Raw genomic sequence first — 14,756 nt, 5'->3', positions numbered from 1 at the left:
TAAAATGAAAATAGTAATCATAAATTACGGAGCAGGAAACATTCAAAGCATAATGTTTGCCATCGAAAGATTGGGATTCAAAGCGGTTTTGAGTAACGATCCAGAAGAAATAAAAGCAGCAGATAAAGTAATTTTTCCTGGAGTTGGAGAGGCGAGTTATGCGATGAAAATGCTTAAACAAAGCGGTCTTGACTCTTTAATTCCAACATTGAAACAACCCGTATTCGGAATTTGTTTAGGTATGCAGTTGATGTGTAATTCTTCTGAGGAAGGAAATACGGAAGGGTTGGGTATTTTTGATGTGGATGTTATAAAATTTTCTCCAAAAGTAAAAGTACCTCAAATGGGCTGGAACAATATTTACAATCTAAAATCTGATCTTTTCAAAGGAATTGCCGAGAACGAATATATGTATTTAGTTCACAGCTTTTATGCGCCTATCTGCAAAGAAACCATTGCCACAACAGATTATGAACTAGAATATTCCTCAGCATTGGAAAATGATAATTTCTATGGAACTCAATTTCACCCTGAAAAAAGCGGTGATGTCGGAGAACAGATTTTGAATAATTTTTTAAAAATATAACTTGAACTTCTACGGCTTTCTGACTTTAGACTTTCAAACTTTAAGACTTAAATAAATGAGAATAATACCTGCAATAGACATCATAGAAGGAAAATGTGTTCGCTTATCCAAAGGCGATTACAACACCAAGATCATATACAATGAAAATCCGCTTGAAGTCGCAAAATCATTCGAAGCCCACGGAATTGAATATCTACATTTGGTTGATTTGGATGGAGCAAAATCAAGTAAAATTGTCAATTATAAAATATTGGAACAAATTGCCACACAAACCAAATTGAAAATAGATTTTGGTGGTGGTTTGAAAGCAGATTCCGATTTGAAAATAGCTTTCGAATCAGGTGCGAACCAAATAACAGGAGGAAGTATCGCTGTAAAAAACAGAGCTATTTTCGAAAAATGGATTTCAGAATACGGTTCGAATAAAATTATTTTAGGAGCAGATGCTAATAATGAAAAAGTAGCAGTTTCTGGATGGTTAGAAGATTCAGATGAAGATTTAGTTCCTTTTATCCAAGACTATCAAAACAAAGGAATTGAATACGTAATTTGCACTGATATTGCCAAAGACGGAATGCTAGAAGGTCCTAGTTTTGACTTGTATGCTAAAATTTTGACGGAAGCCAATGGTGTCAAATTAATCGCATCAGGAGGAATTTCAACATTTGATGAATTACCTAAATTAGCTGAATTAGGTTGTGAAGGAACCATCATTGGAAAAGCAATTTACGAAGGTAGAATAAGTTTAAAACAACTAGAGAACTACATAATTAGCAAATAATAAAAACCAAAATATGATAACTTGTTATTTGAAATACACCATAGATCCTTTCCAACTGGATGTTTTTGAAGATTATGGCAAAAGATGGATTAAATTAGTAAATCGTTTTGGAGGGCAACATCATGGTTATTTTTTACCTTCTGAAGGAGCAAATAACATAGCGTTTGCAATGTTTTCATTTCCTAGTTTATCCGAATATGAAAATTACAGAAGGCTAATTTTGGAAGATCAAGAATGTATTCAGGCTTTTAAAATTGCAGAAGACACACGATGTATATTGAGTTACGAAAGAACATTTTTACGTCCTGTATTTGAATAAAACGACTATTAACAATAATGAAAATGTTAACAAAAAGAATAGTACCCTGTCTCGACATTAAAAATGGAAGAACCGTGAAAGGCGTTAATTTCGTAGATTTGCGTGATGCTGGCGATCCGGTGGAATTGGCAAAAATATATTCAGATGAAGGTGCTGATGAATTGGTTTTTCTGGATATTTCGGCTACAGAAGAGCGAAGAAGAACCTTGGTTGATTTGGTGCGAAAAGTAGCGGCAACCATTAATATTCCGTTTACTGTGGGTGGTGGAATTTCAGCGGTGGAAGACGTCGAAGTTTTACTTCAAAATGGAGCTGACAAGGTTTCCATTAATTCATCGGCAGTAAAAAATCCACAGTTGATTAATGATTTGGCACAAAAATTCGGAAGCCAATGTGTGGTTGTCGCCATAGATGCCAAACAAATTGACGGCGAATGGATCGTTCATTTGGTGGGTGGAAAAGTTCCAACCGAGTTGAATTTGTTTGATTGGGCAAAAGAAGTAGAAAAAAGAGGAGCGGGAGAAATTCTTTTTACCTCAATGAATCATGACGGAACCAAAAATGGATTTGCGAATGAAGCTTTGGCAAAATTGTCTCAATTGGTTAATATTCCGATAATAGCTTCTGGTGGAGCGGGCAATATTCAGCATTTTGTTGATACATTTGTTGAAGGAAAATCGGATGCGGCATTGGCGGCAAGCGTATTCCATTTCAAGGAAATAGAAATCAAGACATTAAAAAAAGAACTAAAAAATAACAATATAGAAGTCAGAATCTAATTCTGAATTAAAAATCTAAGATAAAAATGAACATAGATATCAAAAGCTCACACGGTTTAATTCCCGCCATTATTCAGGATTCAGAAACCAAAAATGTTCTGATGTTGGGATATATGAACGAAGAATCACTTCAAAAAACAATTGAAACACAAAAAGTGACTTTTTTCAGCCGTTCGAAACAAAGACTTTGGACAAAAGGCGAGGAGAGTGGTAACTTTTTGAATTTGGTAAGCATTAAAAACGACTGCGACGGAGATACCCTTTTAATTCAAGCAAAACCGGTTGGACCTACTTGCCACACAGGTGCAGATACTTGCTGGCAAGAACCTAACAGTCCCGAATATGGTTTTATTTCAAATCTGGAAAACACCATCAAAACTCGTCGTGAAAATGCCGATTCTGAGAAAAGCTACGTAGCCTCTTTATTTGAAAAAGGAATTAACAAAATCGCCCAAAAAGTTGGAGAGGAAGCTGTGGAAGTAGTGATTGAGGCCAAAGATGACAACGATGAATTGTTTTTAAGCGAAAGTGCCGATTTACTGTTTCATTACTTGATCTTATTGCAAGCTAAAGGATATCAATTGAATGATGTAGTTAATATTTTAAAAAGCCGTCAGAAGTAAAAATACTTAAAGTTTTCAGTTTCTACTAAAAAACTAAAAATTGGATTTAAAATTTTTAAAACAATCACAATATTCCAAGAAGTCTATTAGTAATTAATTTACTAATAGACTTCTTTTTTTGATTTCAAAACTCAAAAAAAGTGAGTAGTTTTGGAAAAAAACTATTAAATCCATGAACAAACATTTATACCTTATATTATTTTCAATTTTAATCTCTAATGGAATTCAAGCTCAAGGACTTCTGAATAAGTCTGAAACCATTTTTACTCATCAGGATACTTTACGCGGAAGCATTACAAAAGAAAGAGCTTGGTGGGATTTAAAATATTATCATCTTGATATAAAAGTAAATCCAGCTGACAGAAGCATTACAGGTTCTAATACTGTTCGTTATACAGTTTTGACTGAATACAACAAAATGCAGATTGATTTGCAGGAACCAATGCAGATTTACAAGGTTACTCAGGACGGAAAAGAATTGAAATTTGAAAGAGAAGGAAATGCCTTTTTTATTCAATTAACTGCAAAACAAAAAATAGGAGAGACCAAAGAAATTCTAATTTCTTATGGAGGAAAACCTAAAGAAGCGGTTAGACCACCGTGGGATGGTGGAATTACATGGAAAAAAGATAAAAACGGAAAAGATTTCATAGCTTCTACTTGTCAAGGTATAGGAGCCAGTATTTGGTGGCCAAACAAAGATCACATGTATGATGAAGTCGAAAGCATGTTGATCAGCGTGAATGTTCCTGGAGATTTAACGGATGTTTCCAACGGAAGATTAAAAAGTGTAAAAAAGGAAAAAGACGGCACCAAAACCTTCAACTGGGAGATTTTAAATCCAATTAATAATTACGGCGTAAACATTAATATTGGAGATTATGTGAGTTTTTCTGAAAAATTTAAAGGGGAAAAAGGTGATTTAGATTGTAGTTATTATGTTTTAAGGGATAATTTGGCCATAGCCAAAGAACATTTTAAAGATGCGCCAAGAATGCTAAAAGCTTTTGAAAATTGGTTTGGTCCTTATCCGTTTTACGAAGACAGTTATAAATTGGTAGAAGCGCCATATTTAGGTATGGAACACCAAAGTAGCGTGACTTATGGAAACAATTTTACAAAAGGACATAATGGTAATGATAGAAGTGGAACAGGTTGGGGTCTGAAATATGATTATATCATTATTCATGAATCAGGACACGAATGGTTTGCCAACAATATTACCTATAAAGATATTGCTGATATGTGGATTCACGAGAGTTTCACAACTTATTCAGAAGCGCTTTTTATAGAATATTATTATGGAAAAGAAGCTGCTAATGAATATATTCGAGGAATTCGAAAATGGATTAAAAATAGAAAATCTATTATTGGAAATTATGATGTAAACAATGAAGGATCTGGTGATATGTATCCAAAAGGAGCAAATATGATACATACCATCCGTCAGGTTATAAACGATGATGCGAAATGGAAGTCTATTTTAAGAGGACTAAACAGTACTTTTTACCATCAAACAGTTACAACAAAGCAAATTGAAGATTACATAAACACACAATCGGGCATTGATTTCAGCAATGTGTTCAATCAATATTTAAGAACGCCTCAGGTTCCAACTTTAGAATATTATTTTAGGGATCAAAAATTAGTTTATCATTGGATAAATTGTGTAGATAAATTTGATTTGCCTGTAAAAGTAGTTTTAAACGGAGTTGAAACCTGGCTTAAACCAACAACAGACTGGAAAACAGAAGATACAAAAACAGACAAACCAACTTTAGTAGTTGATAAAAACTTTTACATCACAGAATTTAATATTACGAATTAAATTTCTAATTATTTAAAAACCAAGCCCAACAAATTTTTATAGTTTGTTGGGCTTGGTTTTTTTATAGAGAAATCATAAAAATTTAAGAAAAATTGATTCGAATGTTTACATTTGTTGCAATCTGAATTTACTTCAATACGTTATTTTATGAAAAAATATTTTGGAGGTATTATTATTGCCTTTTTGGTTGGTTTTAATACCAATGCACAAGGACTTTTGAACAAGTCTGAAACTGTTTTTACTAGACAAGATTCTTTAAGAGGCAGTGTTACCAAAGAAAGAATTTGGTGGGATATAAAAAACTATTTTTTGGATGTAAAAGTAAATCCTGCAGATAGCACAATTACAGGGTCTAACACTATTCAATATAAAGTTTTACAGCCTTATAATGTAATGCAAATTGACTTGCAAAATCCAATGGAAATTACTAAAGTAACACAAGACGGTGTTGCATTAAAATACAAAAGAGAGGGTAATGTCTTTTTCATAACATTAGCTTCCACACAAAATACCGGTGCAATAAAAGAAGTTAAAGTGTTTTATCAAGGTAAACCAAAAGTAGCCGTAAGACCACCGTGGGATGGAGGAATAACTTGGAAAAAGGATAAAAATGGAAATGACTTTATAGCTTCTTCCTGTCAAGGATTGGGTGCGAGTGTTTGGTGGCCAAACAAAGACCATATGTATGATGAGGTAGAAGGAATGAAAATTAGCGTAAATGTTCCTGGAAAATTAATGGATATTTCCAATGGTCGCTTACAAAGTGTAAAAACACTAAAAGATGGTACAAAAACGTATACTTGGGTTGTAAAAAATCCAATCAACAATTATGGTGTAAATATCAATATTGGTGACTACGTGACTTTTTCGGAGAAATACAATGGGGAAAAAGGAGATTTAGATTGTACTTACTATGTTTTGAAAGATAATTTGGCAAAAGCCAAAGAACAATTCAAAGAAGTACCAAGAATGTTGAAAGCTTTTGAACATTGGTTTGGTCCTTATCCTTTCTATGAAGACAGTTACAAACTGGTAGAAGCACCTTATTTAGGCATGGAACACCAAAGTAGCGTAACTTATGGAAATGGCTACAAAAATGGTTATTTGGGTCGCGATTTGAGTGGTACAGGTTGGGGATTAAAATTTGATTTTATTATCATCCACGAATCGGGACACGAATGGTTTGCCAACAATATTACTTACAAAGATATTGCCGATATGTGGATTCACGAGAGTTTTACCAATTATTCTGAAAGTCTTTTTGTAGAATACTATTATGGAAAAGAAGCAGGATATGAATACGAAAGAGGCATTCGAAAAAACATTCAGAATGACAAACCAATTATTGGTAATTATGATGTAAATAACGAAGGTTCTGGGGATATGTATTACAAAGGTTCTAACATGTTGCATACATTACGCCAAGTCGTAAATAATGATGAAAAATGGAGAAGCATCTTGAGAGGTTTAAACAGTACTTTTTACCATCAAACAGTAACTACCAAACAAATTGAAAATTACTTAAGTCAACAGGTTAGTATGGATTTGAATCCTTTCTTCAATCAATATTTGAGAGATATCAGAATTCCAACATTAGAATATACTTTTCAAGACAGCACTTTAAAATACCGTTGGACAAATATAGTTTCTGGTTTTGATATGCCTTTAAAGGTTACTCTTAATGGAACCGAAGTTACTTTGAACCCAAAGGCTGACTGGAGTGAATTTACAAATTCCTCTAAAATTGAAAAAGTTGAAATAAATAAGGATTTCTATGTTTTTTCCAAGGATGCAAATTAAACAATTTACTTCTTAATAAAAAAGACCAGCAATTGCTGGTCTTTTTTATTATAGAACTTTTTATTCATTACTATAGCAAAATAAATTTAAATTAACTCTTTGGATACATATTGCCAACTTGCTTTAATAGAACCTGTTGGATTTGGAGAATAATTAGTTTCTTGTTCTACAAAAAAGTGCTGCATCCCAGAAAGTTTAGCTTCTGCGAAAATAGATTTAAAGTTGATACTTCCTTCTCCAATTTCTGTATTCCATTCCACTTTGGATTTATCCATATCTTTTACATGCCACATCGTAAATCGACCCGGATTAGCTTTAAACAATTGCAAAGGATCATTTCCTGAGCGAACAGCCCAATATAAATCTAATTCAAAATCAACTAATTTTTTATCTGTTTCTTGCAATAAGATATCATATCCAGTTTGATTTCCAAACTTTGCAAACTCAAAATCATGGTTGTGATATGCCAACTTCAATCCTGCCTGTTTACATAAAACTGCCGCTTCATTAACTTTTTGTGCAATTAGTTTGTAATCATCTAGCTTGCTCCTTAAACTTTCTTCTAACCAAGGAACAGTCACATATTCACTTCCTAATACATTAGCACATTCAATAGAGGACTTCAGAAAATCGGCATTATTATCTTTTATAAATGATTTAAAATCATAATGACCACTTGTAGCTTTTAGTCCATTATCGGTAAGAATCTTTTTAAAATCTTTTGTCGAAGTACCAAAAAAACCTTTTTCAGCTGAAAACCCATACGTTTCCACTTCTTTATACCCAGATTTAGCCACATGCTCCAAAACACCTTTTACATCTTTAGAAAATGACTCTCTTAAAGTGTACAATTGAAGACCAATATTTTTTGGTTTAGTTGAAAAGGCAAGGGAAGGAGCAATTGCTAAAGCCCCTAAAGCTAAACCGCTGTTAATAATAAAATCTCTTCTCTTTATCATAGTTTTTTACTTTTATTAGATTAAAAATTAAATATCACAAATCGCAATTGCCTTTTTCAAAGAGGCTATTTTATCTTTTTGTTTAGGAATAAACTCTTGTCCCACAAAACCAGTAAAGCCCGTATCGCCAATAGCTTTCATTATAGTGCTGTAATTGAGTTCTTGAGATTCATCAATTTCATTGCGTCCAGGGACTCCACCAGTATGATAGTGAGCAATGTATTTGTGATTTTCTCTAATAGTTCGAATTACGTCGCCTTCGTCAATTTGCATGTGGTAAATATCATATAGTAGTTTAAAATTTTCCGAATTGATTCGTTTCGCCAATTCTACTCCCCAATAGGTTTTATCACATTGATAATCTTTGTGATCAATCTTACTGTTCAGCAGTTCCATAACCAAAGTTACTTTATGTTTTTCGGCCAATGGAATCAATTTTTTCAAACCCATTACACAATTATTCCAGCCTTCTTCATCTGTTTTTCCTCTTCGGTTACCACTAAAACAAATCAAATTTTTGTAACCAGCTTCAGCAACTAAAGGAATCATTTCTGTATAATTCTTAATCAATTGCTCATGAAATTTCAGATCATTAAAACCATCCACTAAATTTAATTCGGCACCATTACACATAGTGGAAACAAGATTATGCTTCTTAAGTATTGGCCAATCTTTTGGACCAACCAAATCAATACCAGTAATTCCAATTTTTTTAGCTTCCACACAAAGCGTTTCAACATCAAAATCACTGAAACACCAACGAGCAACTGAATGATTAATTCTTCCTTTCAACATATTAGAATCTAATTTTAATTCTTCATTAGGAGTAACCAAAGCAGACAAACCAGTCGGGATTCCTAAGGTAACAGTTCCTGCGAGAATGCCTTTTATAGCGGTTCTTCTATCAAAACTTGCACTCATCTTTTCTATATTTAAATTACTTAAATTTCATTTACTGCTTTATTTTTGTCTTGAAATAAAAGAGCAAAAATCAAGAATACTGCAAAAGCAATTCCGGCAGGAATTATCCATACCATTTGCCAATTTATTGCTCCTTCAACAGTTTTATAATTATCCGTAATCCAGCCTGCTACTGCAAACCCAATTAACATTCCAATACCATAAGTTGCCAATGTTATCAAACCTTGTGCAGCACTTTTATATTTTTCTCCTGCTTTTGAATTGGTATAAATTTGTCCCGAAACAAAGAAGAAATCATAACAAATTCCATGTAAAGCAATTCCAACAATAAGCATAAAACTCAAATCATCACCATTGCCATAAGCAAACAAAACGTAACGAACTGCCCAAGCTAACATTCCCACCAGAATTGTTTTCTTGAATCCAAAACGGGCAAAAAACACAGGAATGAATAATAAAAATAGTGCTTCGGAAATTTGTCCAATCGCCATTTTTCCTGTAGGATTTTCAACTCCAGCGGCAGTCAGGAAAGGATGTGCATTTTGATAATAAAAAGCCAACGGAATACAAATCAGAATCGATGAAATGAAAAATATCAAGAAGTTTTTATCTTTTAAAAGTTTTAAAGCATCAAGACCAATAATATCAGCAATTTTGATTTTCCCTTCACTCGCTTTTGGTGGAGTTTTAGGTAATGTAAAGCTCAATAGACCTAAAACCAAAGCCGCAATTCCAGCTAAAAGGAAAGTGTTTTTAAGTAATCCATTAGAAACAGCTTCTACAGAATCCCAATGAAACAAGAAACTAATAGACAATCCTGCCAAAATCCATCCTATGGTACCCCAAACTCTAATATTGGCAAACTCTTTCTCTGCATCTTTCATTTGGTTGAACGCCACTGAATTTACCAATGCCAATGTCGGCATATACAAAACCATATAACTCAATACATAGATATAAAATGCCCCAACATCTACCGATTGATACATTTGATACATCAAAAATGCACCAGCTAAATGCAAAACACCTAAGATTTTCTCGGCATTAAAATAACGATCCGCAATCAAACCAATTATAAAAGGTGCAATGATGGCTCCCCATGATTGGGTAGAAAAAACTGCAGCTGCTTCTGAACCAGAAGCCTTTAAATTGCTTCCTAAAAAAGTACCAAGAGTGACAAACCATGCCCCCCAGATAAAAAATTCAAGAAACATCATTACAGATAATTTAATGCGGATAGTTGTATTCATAAAAATAGGTTGGTTTTTGGTTAAGTTAGTTTTGGTGCTATTAATTATTTACAGCCAGTTGTAGTTTCCATTGTATTCCATTCTTTAATCACAATGTTACGATACCACACATTATCACCATGATCTTGCAAAGCAATTTTTCCCTTTTTAAATGTTGCAAAAGCTGGCCAAGAAGCAAATTTACTTCCTGCAACCAATGCCTTAAAATTATCATCCCAAAGTACCGTTTCAACAACAATAACTCCATTTAAAACGTAAGTCAATTTTCCGTTTTTACAAACCACCTCAGCAGTATTCCATTCTCCAACTGGTTTTACTGGTTCTGATTTACTTTGTATTAAATCATATAAATCTCCAGCACGGTGTTTTGTTATTTTTCCATCTGGATGACCGTTGTTGTCCAAAACTTGCATTTCTAGACCTGTTTCGTAAGTGTTTTTATATTTTGTTGGGTTGTCGTTAACAAAAAAGATGATTCCACTATTGGCATTTGGCGCTACTTTCCAATCTACTTTCAAATGAAAATTTTCATATTCAGCATCTGTTACTAAATCCCCACCTTGACCATTTTTGGCAGCCACTGGATCAAAATGCAAAACGCCATCTTCTACTTTCCAACCATCACCAACTGAAGTTTTTCCATAATTATGCCAACCTGTTGTGGTTTTACCATCAAAAAGAGGCTTAAAACCTTTTTGAGCTTGCATGGTTTGAAATAAAGTGAATACTAATACTGTTGTTATAATCTTTTTCATGATTTTAATATTTAATTTTAATATTTTAAAAACTAAGGTTTTTCCAACCTTCTCTATAATTACGTTTAACAAATTGATTGACATCATCGATATTGGTTACTTTCTTAGCATCATTATCCCAAAGTAATTTAACCGAACGACCTGGAAATACATCTTCGCCTAATACTTCTTTATGTAAATCATAACCTCTTACGGCTAGATTGGCCATTAATAAAGCTTCTGTCAAAGGACCGGCAATTTCAAAAGGCGAACTCAATTCTTTTTTGCCATATCCAGCAATGCAACCTTCTATCCATTGTTTTTGATGGCCACTGGCGCCATCTTTTACTCTAGGATATTTCTCGGCTATTTTTAGATTTTCATTACGACTTAAAGGCAATAATCTTGGATTTTCACTATAAGTGTCGCAAATCATTTTTCCTTTTGTTCCAATGAATAATGTACCATTCCCACCATCTCCAAAGATTTCGTTTGCACCTAATTCATCCGGACGTTCTGGTTGAATACCACCATCCATCCAATGCATTTTGATTTCTCCTTTTGTTTTATCAGTTTTAGGGAATGTTAAAACAACATGACTGGAAGGAGGACAACTTTCTGGAAAATAACCTCTTTTGAATTCATCAACATAAACAGAACCTACACTGCACTGAACATCTTTGGCATATTTTAGATTTAAAACAGAGAAAGGTGCTTCCATTAAATGGCATCCCATATCTCCTAATGCGCCAGTTCCATAATCCCACCAACCACGCCAGTTGAATGGCACTAATTTGTCTACATAATTTTTATTTGGTGCTGTTCCTAACCATAAATCCCAATCTAATTCTTTAGGAATTTCAGTTTTTGCAGTTGACCATGGAATTCCTTGTGGCCAAACAGGTCTGTCTGTCCAAGCATAAACTGTATGCACATCTCCAATCAAATCGGCATCGTACCATTCTTTTAGAATTCGAGTACCATCATTCGATGAACCTTGATTTCCCATTTGTGTTACTACTTTATAACGAGCAGCCGCTTGAGTCATCATGTGTGCTTCGTAAATATCATGAGCCATTGGTTTTTGTACATACACATGTTTTCCTAACTGCATAGCCGAAAAGGCTTGAATAGCATGATTATGATCCGGTGTAGAAACTGAAACAGCATCAAAGTTTTTATGCTCTTTATCGAACATTTCACGCCAATCCTTGTAAAATTTAGCTTTCGGTAAAGCTTTTACAGCATCAGCGGCTCTTCTTGTATCAACATCACACAAATAAGAGACATTAGCGAGGCCACTTTTTTCAAAAGAACCAACATCTGATCTTCCTTTTCCTCCAACACCAATACTGGCAATTAATAATCTGTCACTAGGAGCTACGAAGCCTCTGCCCATGACATGTCTTGGAATAATCATTAAACCGGCTGTTGCTAGTACTCCTTTTTTTAGAAAATCTCTGCGAACAATCGATTCTGGTTCTTTATTTTTATTGAAGTCTTTATCCATAAGTAAGTAGGTTTCAATTTATTTATTCAATGATAAAATGTATTTGGCAATTTTTTTAGCGTCGTCTTTTTTTAGTGCAGTATGAGCTGCCATTGGTATAGCTCCCCAAACTCCAGAACCTCCTTTGATAATTTTATCTGATAAATAATTGATATTTTTATCATTCATTGGATATTTTTTGGCAATTTCTAAATAAGAGGGTCCAATTACTTTTTTGTCCAATTTGTGACAGGTAGCACAATCTTGTTTGGCCATTATTTTTTCCCCTTCAGAAGGTTGAATTCCATCTTTGCCACTATATCCCTTTGGAATTGATTCATATTCCGAAAAAGAACTTAAACTTACTAGAGCTATTACTGCTGCTAAAATCTTAATTTTCATATTGTATTAGTTAAACAATTTATAATCCTAAATTTTTTCTATTAAGCTGTGTGTTGGTTTCGACCGCTGCAAAATCGTCGAAAGCTTTATCAGTCACTTTAATAATGTGATTTTTTATAAATTCTGCTCCCTCACGAGCGCCGTCTTCTTGATTTTTCAAACAGCATTCCCATTCCATCACTGCCCAGCCTTTGTAATCATATTGTGCTAATTTGCTAAAAATGGTTTTAAAATCTATTTGACCATCACCTGGCGAACGATAACGACCTGCGCGATTCAACCAACTTTGGTATCCTCCAAAAGTCCCTTGTTTTCCTGTTGGATTAAACTCAGCATCTTTCACGTGAAAAGCCTTGATACGCTCATGATAAAAATCTATGTATTGAATGTAATCCAATTGTTGTAGAACAAAATGTGAAGGATCATACAAAATACATGCTCGCTGATGATTGTTTACCGCTTTCAGAAACATTTCATAAGTTTCTCCATCGAATAAATCTTCACCGGGATGGATTTCGTAACAAACATCCACGCCATTTTTATCAAATTCATTAAGGATTGGCGTCCAGCGTTTAGCCAGTTCTTTGAATCCATCTTCAATTAAGCCAGGTGGACGCTGAGGCCAAGGATGAAAATATTGCCATAATAACGAACCGCTGAAAGTAGCATGTGCATTAAGTCCTAAATTTTGTGAAGCTTTTGCTGCATAATGCAATTGTTGCACCGCCCATTCTTGTCTTACTTTTGGATTACCTCTCAAAGCCTTTGGAGCAAATCCATCAAAAAAATCATCGTAGGCGGGATGAACCGCTACTAACTGCCCTTGTAAATGAGTGGACAATTCTGTTATTTTTAATCCGTAAGAAGCCATTGTACCTGTCAACTCATCGGCATATGTTTTACTTTCTGCCGCTTTTTGTAAATCGATAAAACGCGAATCTAACGTTGGCATTTGGATTCCTTTGAAACCTAAATCCACAGCCCATTTACAAATTCCGTCTAGGGAATTAAAAGGGGCTTCATCAGATATAAATTGTGCCAAAAAAACCGCAGGTCCTTGTATTGTTGTCATGTTATATTTTTATAAACTTTTTGAGTTTTCCTTTTTTATAAAACGTAAGGAGTCCATTTTTTATCGGACTGCGCAGAAGCTACTACATTATCGATAAACGCCATACCTCTTAATCCATCTTCAACAGAAGGAAAGTCTAACATTTCGGGGCTAGGTTCTTTTCCGTCTAATTTACAGCCTAATGTCAATGCAAAGTTGCGATAGATATTAGCAAATGCTTCTAAATAACCTTCCGGATGTCCGCCAGGAGTACGACAGTTATGGGTAGCAAATGAAGACAAATGAGCTCCATAATTTCCTCCGGCTCTTAAAATTTGTGCCGGTTCGTCTAGCCATCGCACCATTAAAGTGTTAGGATCATGCTGAAACCATTCGATTCCACCTTTTTCACCATATACTCTTATTCGTAATGCATTTTCTTCACCAGCCGCAACTTGAGACGCCATCAAAACACCTTTTGCACCATTATCAAACTTCAATAATACAGCTCCGTCATCATCCATTACACGTCCTTCCACCAAAGTGTTTAATTCAGCGCAAACATCTGTAATTTTAGCTCCTGTAATGTATTCTGCCAAATGGGCGGCATGTGTACCAATATCACCCATGACAGAACTTTTTCCTGCTTTTTTAGGATCTGTTCTCCATGCAGCCTGGGTATTTCCTTCTCTTTCTGATAATTTACTTAGCCAGCCTTGAGGATATTCAACCCAAACTTTACGTATTTTTCCTAATTTCCCTTCTTTGACCATAGCTTTCGCCTGTTTCACCATTGGGTAACCGGAATAAGTATGTGTTAAACAAAGGATCAGGCCTGTTTCTTTTATTTTTTGTTCTAAAAGTTTTGCCTCCTCCAATGAAAAAGTAATAGGTTTTTCTATAACCACGTTAAACCCATGATCCAGAGCCATCATCGCAGGCGCAAAATGTGCAAAATTTGGCGTGACAATAGTTACGAAATCAATTCTTTCATCCGCTGGCAAAGCAGCTTCAGCTTTAAACATCTCTTCATAAGTCAAATATATTCTTGACTCAGGCAAGAACAGTGCTTTTCCTGAGGCTTTCGCTGTTTCAGGATTGATACTTAATGCACCACAACTTAACTCTATTAATCCATCCATATTGGCAGCTAAGCGGTGAATCGCACCAATAAAAGCATCTTGGCCACCACCGACCATACCCATTCTTAATTTTCTCATAATTGAATAATCCT

Annotated in this window: 15 protein-coding genes; 7 read left to right on the top strand and 8 right to left on the bottom strand. The window is 34.5% G+C overall.

From position 1 onward, the window contains the following. Positions 1-4 precede the first annotated feature (4 nt). The 7 genes from hisH (at position 5) to J2W95_RS04490 (ending at position 6,716) form a co-directional block, all read left to right on the top strand. The gene (gene hisH / locus J2W95_RS04520; RefSeq protein ID WP_310004378.1) at positions 5-586 is read left to right on the top strand and encodes an imidazole glycerol phosphate synthase subunit HisH; all 582 of its coding nucleotides are present in this window, start codon (positions 5-7) and stop codon (positions 584-586) included. Between the two features lie 55 nt (positions 587-641). Beyond that, positions 642-1,367 carry a 1-(5-phosphoribosyl)-5-[(5-phosphoribosylamino)methylideneamino]imidazole-4-carboxamide isomerase gene (hisA, locus tag J2W95_RS04515; RefSeq protein ID WP_310004376.1) on the top strand — a complete coding sequence of 242 codons (726 nt, stop codon included), beginning with the start codon at positions 642-644 and terminating at the stop codon, positions 1,365-1,367. A gap of 13 nt (positions 1,368-1,380) precedes the next feature. Further along, entirely contained in the window at positions 1,381-1,686 is a 306-nt protein-coding gene (locus J2W95_RS04510; protein WP_310004374.1) for an NIPSNAP family protein, read from the top strand. Between the two features lie 23 nt (positions 1,687-1,709). Continuing rightward, positions 1,710-2,465: an imidazole glycerol phosphate synthase subunit HisF gene (hisF, locus tag J2W95_RS04505; protein ID WP_310004372.1), complete on the top strand. Its 756-nt coding sequence runs from the start codon at positions 1,710-1,712 to the stop codon at positions 2,463-2,465. A gap of 26 nt (positions 2,466-2,491) precedes the next feature. Then, the gene (gene hisIE, locus J2W95_RS04500; protein WP_310004370.1) at positions 2,492-3,088 is read left to right on the top strand and encodes a bifunctional phosphoribosyl-AMP cyclohydrolase/phosphoribosyl-ATP diphosphatase HisIE; all 597 of its coding nucleotides are present in this window, start codon (positions 2,492-2,494) and stop codon (positions 3,086-3,088) included. A 172-nt stretch (positions 3,089-3,260) separates the two neighbouring features. Next, positions 3,261-4,916: a M1 family metallopeptidase gene (locus J2W95_RS04495; protein ID WP_310004367.1), complete on the top strand. Its 1,656-nt coding sequence runs from the start codon at positions 3,261-3,263 to the stop codon at positions 4,914-4,916. A gap of 147 nt (positions 4,917-5,063) precedes the next feature. Beyond that, complete coding sequence (locus J2W95_RS04490) at positions 5,064-6,716, top strand: M1 family metallopeptidase (protein WP_310004365.1); 1,653 nt, start codon at positions 5,064-5,066, stop codon at positions 6,714-6,716. 86 nt (positions 6,717-6,802) lie between these two features. Here the strand turns inward: J2W95_RS04490 and J2W95_RS04485 are convergent, their stop codons facing one another. The 8 genes from J2W95_RS04485 to J2W95_RS04450 are packed head-to-tail and all read right to left on the bottom strand — an operon-like array spanning position 6,803 to position 14,742. After that, on the bottom strand, positions 6,803-7,675 hold the full coding sequence (locus J2W95_RS04485; RefSeq protein ID WP_310004361.1) for a sugar phosphate isomerase/epimerase family protein: 873 nt from the start codon (positions 7,673-7,675) through the stop codon (positions 6,803-6,805). Between the two features lie 27 nt (positions 7,676-7,702). Then, positions 7,703-8,596: a hydroxypyruvate isomerase family protein gene (locus tag J2W95_RS04480; RefSeq protein WP_310004360.1), complete on the bottom strand. Its 894-nt coding sequence runs from the start codon at positions 8,594-8,596 to the stop codon at positions 7,703-7,705. A gap of 20 nt (positions 8,597-8,616) precedes the next feature. Further along, on the bottom strand, positions 8,617-9,846 hold the full coding sequence (locus tag J2W95_RS04475; protein ID WP_310004358.1) for a nucleoside permease: 1,230 nt from the start codon (positions 9,844-9,846) through the stop codon (positions 8,617-8,619). A 44-nt stretch (positions 9,847-9,890) separates the two neighbouring features. Continuing rightward, positions 9,891-10,601: a 3-keto-disaccharide hydrolase gene (locus tag J2W95_RS04470; protein ID WP_310004356.1), complete on the bottom strand. Its 711-nt coding sequence runs from the start codon at positions 10,599-10,601 to the stop codon at positions 9,891-9,893. A 25-nt stretch (positions 10,602-10,626) separates the two neighbouring features. Beyond that, positions 10,627-12,090, bottom strand: a complete 1,464-nt coding sequence (locus J2W95_RS04465) for a Gfo/Idh/MocA family protein (protein ID WP_310004353.1) — start codon at positions 12,088-12,090, stop codon at positions 10,627-10,629. Positions 12,091-12,108: 18 nt separating this feature from the next. Then, positions 12,109-12,471, bottom strand: a complete 363-nt coding sequence (locus tag J2W95_RS04460; protein WP_310004351.1) for a c-type cytochrome — start codon at positions 12,469-12,471, stop codon at positions 12,109-12,111. Positions 12,472-12,490: 19 nt separating this feature from the next. Continuing rightward, on the bottom strand, positions 12,491-13,543 hold the full coding sequence (locus J2W95_RS04455) for a sugar phosphate isomerase/epimerase family protein (protein WP_310004349.1): 1,053 nt from the start codon (positions 13,541-13,543) through the stop codon (positions 12,491-12,493). 35 nt (positions 13,544-13,578) lie between these two features. After that, complete coding sequence (locus J2W95_RS04450; RefSeq protein WP_310004347.1) at positions 13,579-14,742, bottom strand: Gfo/Idh/MocA family protein; 1,164 nt, start codon at positions 14,740-14,742, stop codon at positions 13,579-13,581. Positions 14,743-14,756: the final 14 nt, after the last annotated feature.

It is taken from the genome of Flavobacterium granuli, assembly GCF_031456055.1.
Classification (GTDB): Bacteria; Bacteroidota; Bacteroidia; order Flavobacteriales; family Flavobacteriaceae; genus Flavobacterium; species Flavobacterium granuli_A.
This window is presented reverse-complemented; position numbering and strand designations above follow the sequence as displayed.

Excerpts from the sequence above, each read along its gene's own strand:
- J2W95_RS04490 (WP_310004365.1), top strand. The coding sequence starts at position 5,064 with ATGAAAAAATATTTTGGAGGTATTATTATTGCCTTTTTGGTTGGTTTT.
- J2W95_RS04475 (WP_310004358.1), bottom strand. The coding sequence starts at position 9,846 with ATGAATACAACTATCCGCATTAAATTATCTGTAATGATGTTTCTTGAA.
- J2W95_RS04455 (WP_310004349.1), bottom strand. The coding sequence starts at position 13,543 with ATGACAACAATACAAGGACCTGCGGTTTTTTTGGCACAATTTATATCT.
- J2W95_RS04510 (WP_310004374.1), top strand. The coding sequence starts at position 1,381 with ATGATAACTTGTTATTTGAAATACACCATAGATCCTTTCCAACTGGAT.
- hisA (WP_310004376.1), top strand. The coding sequence starts at position 642 with ATGAGAATAATACCTGCAATAGACATCATAGAAGGAAAATGTGTTCGC.
- J2W95_RS04465 (WP_310004353.1), bottom strand. The coding sequence starts at position 12,090 with ATGGATAAAGACTTCAATAAAAATAAAGAACCAGAATCGATTGTTCGC.
- hisIE (WP_310004370.1), top strand. The coding sequence starts at position 2,492 with ATGAACATAGATATCAAAAGCTCACACGGTTTAATTCCCGCCATTATT.
- hisH (WP_310004378.1), top strand. The coding sequence starts at position 5 with ATGAAAATAGTAATCATAAATTACGGAGCAGGAAACATTCAAAGCATA.
- hisF (WP_310004372.1), top strand. The coding sequence starts at position 1,710 with ATGTTAACAAAAAGAATAGTACCCTGTCTCGACATTAAAAATGGAAGA.
- J2W95_RS04485 (WP_310004361.1), bottom strand. The coding sequence starts at position 7,675 with ATGATAAAGAGAAGAGATTTTATTATTAACAGCGGTTTAGCTTTAGGG.
- J2W95_RS04460 (WP_310004351.1), bottom strand. The coding sequence starts at position 12,471 with ATGAAAATTAAGATTTTAGCAGCAGTAATAGCTCTAGTAAGTTTAAGT.
- J2W95_RS04450 (WP_310004347.1), bottom strand. The coding sequence starts at position 14,742 with ATGAGAAAATTAAGAATGGGTATGGTCGGTGGTGGCCAAGATGCTTTT.
- J2W95_RS04495 (WP_310004367.1), top strand. The coding sequence starts at position 3,261 with ATGAACAAACATTTATACCTTATATTATTTTCAATTTTAATCTCTAAT.
- J2W95_RS04480 (WP_310004360.1), bottom strand. The coding sequence starts at position 8,596 with ATGAGTGCAAGTTTTGATAGAAGAACCGCTATAAAAGGCATTCTCGCA.
- J2W95_RS04470 (WP_310004356.1), bottom strand. The coding sequence starts at position 10,601 with ATGAAAAAGATTATAACAACAGTATTAGTATTCACTTTATTTCAAACC.